The following is a 4481-nucleotide window of genomic DNA, read 5'->3' as shown; positions in this document are numbered from 1 at the left end:
CCGGAAACGGCGCCCGAGGGTTTTCTGACGGCGACCCAGGTGACTTCCGCCACGAATTCCCGGCCACCGCCGTCCCGATAGGTCACGGTCTCCGTGAATCGCCGACACGCACCTGACGAGAGGGCAGTGAACTTCTTCCGCAGCCGTGCGGGAACAGGCGAACGGAGCAGGTCGAGAATTCGGCGTCCTCGAATCTCGTCGGTGCTCATGCCGAATCGGCGGGCGAACTCCGGCTCCGCGACCCTGACGGTCAGGTCCCCGGGGGAGACACGGGCCGTGCAGGCGCCCACCGAGGCGGCACCGCGGTGCGTGCCGCTTCCGGTCGGGCCGGGGCAGGCGGGCGCGGCCGGAGCGGCGACACCCTTCTTGTTCTTGCTGGGCGAGGCGTCGGGGAAACTCGTGGTCGCCACGGACGTACCGTCCTTCTTCCTGCGCGTGGGGGGGGTGGGAAGGGGCGGCGAGCGCGGAGCGGACCGGTGCGCTGGGCCTGGGTGTCGACGGGCGCCCGGTGACGGCACACACCACCTGGTGCCGGTGGCCGGGCCGGATGTTCCGCGTCGCCCCGGGGCGACCGGCAGCTGGCGCCGGGCTCCCCGGAGGAGTCAAGGTGAGCTGAGCGGACGGCGGCGAGGCAGCCGGCATCCCTATGCTGCGGACAACGTTGTCGCGGTCATTCGGTCTCGCTGTCCGGTCCTGCTGGGTAGGCGCCGGGAGGATCGTCCGGCCGTACAGTCGGCGCGCGCGAGGAGTTCGGCCGGGAGCTGTACAGCACGAGAAACCTCCACGAGATGAAGGATGACCGCATCAAGGAGCGGTTTCGAGACTAAGGGCCGACAACCTTCCTAGCAAGGGTTCGTCAAGTGACCTCGGTAACCTGCCAACCCCTTTGTGAACGGGCATTTTTCGGTCCGCGATAAGCACCGGTGCAAACACTGCCGGACTACCGGGCACAGCCCTTCGAAAGGGGATTCGCCCCACGTCCATCTGCTTGTGCGCGCCGTGCGGGCTTCGTGAGGCACTGACGACCCGACGTGCCCGAACGGGCAGCCGGAGACCGGGAATGCACCGCCCACTGACGCGCGATACCGATGGCGAGGCTGCCGTTGCGGTAGCGGTCGCCGGCGAGGCGCCGAACAGCGGAGCGAGCTGCCGCACGGTGAGGTTCGTTCGGTAGTACACGGTCACCAGCCGCACCCACTCGGCCAGCGGCAGCTGCCACGGATGCCCCCCAGTCGCACCCCTCGTCACCACGTTCCCGGGCCGCGTTCAGTGAGCTTCTTCGGGCTGGCCCCTGATCGGGTGACGGCTGCGAGGCGTAACAGGCGAGGCCCTCGGGCTGTTGATTGAGATGTCTGACGTCTCAACCGATCTGTCTTGGGGCCTTGTTGGTCATCTATCCTGCCAGCCTCGACCTGCCGCATGCGCTCGTAGAGTGGGTGACGATGCTCATCGTCACCCGTGAGGGCGACCGGCGGTGCAAGCTGCGCCCATCCCAGCGCGCGATGGTGGCGCTGGTGTACCTGCGCGAGCACACCACCCTGGCCAAAATTGCCGCAGGATTCCGCATCAGCGAGTCCACCGCCCACGCCTACACCACCGCGGTCATCGATCTGCTGGCCGAACGGGCACCCGGCCTGCTGAAGGTGCTGCGGGAAAGCGGTCCGGACTTCGTCCTGCTGGACGGCACTCTCGCCGAATGCGACCGCGTCGGCGACGGCCGGGCCGACTACTCCGCCAAGCACCGCCGCCACGGGGTGAACGTCCAGGTCGTGACCGATCCGTCCGGCCAACTGCTGTGGCTCTCGCCGGCCCTGCCAGGACGCAGCCACGACCTGACCGCCGCTCGCACACACCGGATCATCCGGATCTGCGAGCGCCAGGGCGTCCCGATCCTGGCCGACCTGGCTTACCAGGGCGGCGGACCCTGGGTCACCACGCGCATCAAGCGTCGGCCGCACCACGACCTCACTCCGACCGACCAGACCCTCAACCGGGCACTGTCTTGCACCAAGGCTCCGGTTGAACGCGGTGTCGCCCGCCTGAAGTGCTGGCGGATCTTCCGTCACGCCCGATGCAGTCCGAACCGCATGACGTCAATCGCCAAAGCCGTCCTCACTCTGGAGCGGCACCGCTGACGAAGCTCAATGAACAACGCGAAGATCGAGAAGGCCATGGGGAGGGGCGAAACGTGACCGAGCGCTGCCGCTGGCTGGTCCGGTCAGTCACAGCGCTCGGACTCACCACAGCTCTCCGGGTCCTATGACAGTGAGTCCCACCTGCTCGGCAAGCCAGTGTGCGTACGGCTCCCTCACCTGGCGGCCGTCAATGCTGACGCTACGGACGTGAAGCAGGACGGTGTGATCGTCGGCAGGCTCATCGAGCTCGCGGGTGCGTGTGTTGAACAGGAGCGACACCTCGGCATGCTTTCGCTCGCCAAAAAAGTCCAGCTCAGGCGCATCAGGCCAGCACAGCCACTCCCAGTTGATCCAGCCCCTGCTCGGGCCGATCGCCGCTGCGAAGGCGTCCTCAATTCTTCCGATCGGCAGGTAGTCGAGCTCGCACGTCACCGGCAGCCGTCCATCGTACGCCGCCGGATCGGTCGGCAGATCAGACCCTGCAAGGCCGGCCACCAGCGGGGGCCACTGCTCCCGTGGCACTCCGTCGACCTCTCGATAGTCAAAATCCCCCGCGTACTGCCCTTGGGGCAGCTCCCTCGCCACCCGCTGCACCTCGGCAACAGAGCAGAGCTCGGCATACACGGTGACCCGAGAGTCCTCGCGGCGGCCGAACTCCATCAGACGGCGCGCGGTGCTGAGAGCTAGGCCGAGGTCGGAAGTACGGAAGACGGGGTAGGCGACGTCGTTGGACATGCGGGTGACTGTGCCACGACCCGTCCTCGCAGGTCACGGGATTTCCGCTGCGAACCGCTCATGCGCCTATAGCGCCACGATCAGGTGACGTCGCTGAAGAGGCTCAGTAACCGGCCGAACTGGTCGCCCCGCAACCCGGTGAACGTCTCCAGCCGTACCCGATCGCGCCCGTGCTCGGACACGGTGGCGGTGGTTCCCATCGCTCCGGCCGCTCCTGTGGTCCTCTTGGGCTCTTCACCGGCTTCCTCCGCCAGGACCTCGACGCCGTCACCGCCGGACTCGCCCTGTCAGGGGGTTCATGTGCCAGCGTCCCCCTTCTCGTCGGTGTGCAGTCCGATGCCCGGGTAGCCCTTGCGCTGATGGGACAGGATCCGTGGTTACGGCTCAGTGGCTGCGCAGGTGAGAACGGGCGCTCAGCGAGATGGCCGTGGTCAGAACGTGTCACAGCGGAAACGCGAAGGCGCCGCTGGCCACGTCGGACCAGCGGCGCCTCACGCACGGGCCGCGCCTCTCAGCTCAGCGGACGGCCTGCCCGGTCAGAAGTCCCGCTCCGCCACCCTGAAGAAGTGCGTCAGGTACGGCTGGTACGGGAGCAGGTACAGGTACCGGTTCGAGTCGGTGAGGGGCGCGATGGCCAGGGTGGGATCGTCGACCGGGTGGATGCTGAAGCTGCCGAACAGCCCTGACGGGCGCAGGCGCCACCTCTGGCCGGTGGGGTAGAGCCGCCCGGAGAGGACGACCTTCTTGTAGTGCAGGCCGGAGGAGGCGACGGCCAACTCGTGGCCGGACTCGGCGTTGGCGATGGTGTAGGTGCCGTCGTCCCAGTGCTGCGTGAACCGCCACTTCTCACCGAGGGTGTCGATGTTGTTGCGGTCGTGGAACAGGAGCGCGTGGCCGTTCGGCGCACCGTGGAAGCCCGCGCTGTTGAGGTGCAGTGAGGTGACCATGTGGTCGATCCACACGTCACGGTCCGTGGGGATGTTGACGGACGATGCCTGCGGCGCCTGGAGGGCGGGCGGCGCCGGGTTCTCGCTGGCGGTCGTTGTCGGCTCTTCTTCGGCGGCGTCAACTTCGGTCATGGAAACTCTCCCTTTTGCTGTGGCGGTTTCCGCAACGTGGAGTACCGGTATCCGTCTGTCGCGCATTGCTGGCATCCCCTCACCAAGAGCAGGAACACGCCCATTAACCGAAATGAGGGACAATAGTCGTATTGAGAAATTATCTAAAGGCGTCTCACGCGGGGTGTGAGTTTCCGGTGGGCCAGATTGTGCAGGCAGGCGAATCCGATCATGCCCTCGCCCACCGCTACATGGGCTCACGTGGCGGACGATGCCCGCCCATGCGTGATCGCCCGGATCGCATCTAGCCGGCGGCGGCCAGCAGCAGAGCGCACAGCAGGCGGGCCGGGCGCCTTGTCCGAGCCGCGGCGCCCGCCCTCTGGCTGGCCTGCGGTAAGGGCCACACCGCCAGGCATGACCGCGGGTGCTCGCCGTCGGCGGCGTCATCCCGTTGTTCGTCGTCGCTCTATCCCAGGTTTGGTGGCAGAGAAGCACAACGTCCGACAACGCGCCCTTGTCCGCGCGGTCGCGCAGCTCTCACCTCTGCACACGC

General features: G+C 67.3%; 4 protein-coding genes and 1 pseudogene. 1 reads left to right on the top strand and 4 read right to left on the bottom strand.

Annotated features, from left to right (window positions below; genetic code table 11):
- Both RIF68_RS28360 and RIF68_RS28355 read right to left on the bottom strand, forming a co-directional pair.
- On the bottom strand, nucleotides 1-410 hold a 410-nt coding region (locus tag RIF68_RS28360; RefSeq protein ID WP_309054144.1), incomplete at its 3' end, for a PAS domain-containing protein.
- A gap of 700 nt (nucleotides 411-1110) precedes the next feature.
- A pseudogene (locus RIF68_RS28355) lies at nucleotides 1111-1227 on the bottom strand (IS5/IS1182 family transposase); the annotation flags it as partial.
- 158 nt (nucleotides 1228-1385) lie between these two features.
- Between RIF68_RS28355 and RIF68_RS28350 the strand changes: the two are divergent.
- Nucleotides 1386-2135, top strand: a complete 750-nt coding sequence (locus RIF68_RS28350) for a transposase family protein (protein ID WP_107478151.1) — start codon at nucleotides 1386-1388, stop codon at nucleotides 2133-2135.
- Between the two features lie 102 nt (nucleotides 2136-2237).
- Here RIF68_RS28350 and RIF68_RS28345 read toward each other — a convergent pair whose 3' ends face one another.
- Together RIF68_RS28345 and RIF68_RS28340 are read right to left on the bottom strand one after the other, a co-directional pair.
- On the bottom strand, nucleotides 2238-2870 hold the full coding sequence (locus tag RIF68_RS28345) for a hypothetical protein (protein WP_107478146.1): 633 nt from the start codon (nucleotides 2868-2870) through the stop codon (nucleotides 2238-2240).
- Nucleotides 2871-3406: 536 nt separating this feature from the next.
- Complete coding sequence (locus tag RIF68_RS28340; RefSeq protein ID WP_107478145.1) at nucleotides 3407-3949, bottom strand: RICIN domain-containing protein; 543 nt, start codon at nucleotides 3947-3949, stop codon at nucleotides 3407-3409.
- Between the last annotated feature and the right edge of the window lie 532 nt (nucleotides 3950-4481).

This window comes from Streptomyces sp. (assembly GCF_031178505.1).
Taxonomy (GTDB): Bacteria; Actinomycetota; Actinomycetes; order Streptomycetales; family Streptomycetaceae; genus Streptomyces; species Streptomyces gulbargensis.
The sequence above is the reverse complement of the archived record's forward strand: the minus strand, read 5'-3'. Positions and strand labels throughout refer to the sequence as shown.

Bases quoted from the DNA above. Each gene is read 5' to 3' on its own strand.
- RIF68_RS28345 (WP_107478146.1), bottom strand. From the start codon at position 2,870: ATGTCCAACGACGTCGCCTACCCCGTCTTCCGTACTTCCGACCTCGGC.
- RIF68_RS28340 (WP_107478145.1), bottom strand. From the start codon at position 3,949: ATGACCGAAGTTGACGCCGCCGAAGAAGAGCCGACAACGACCGCCAGC.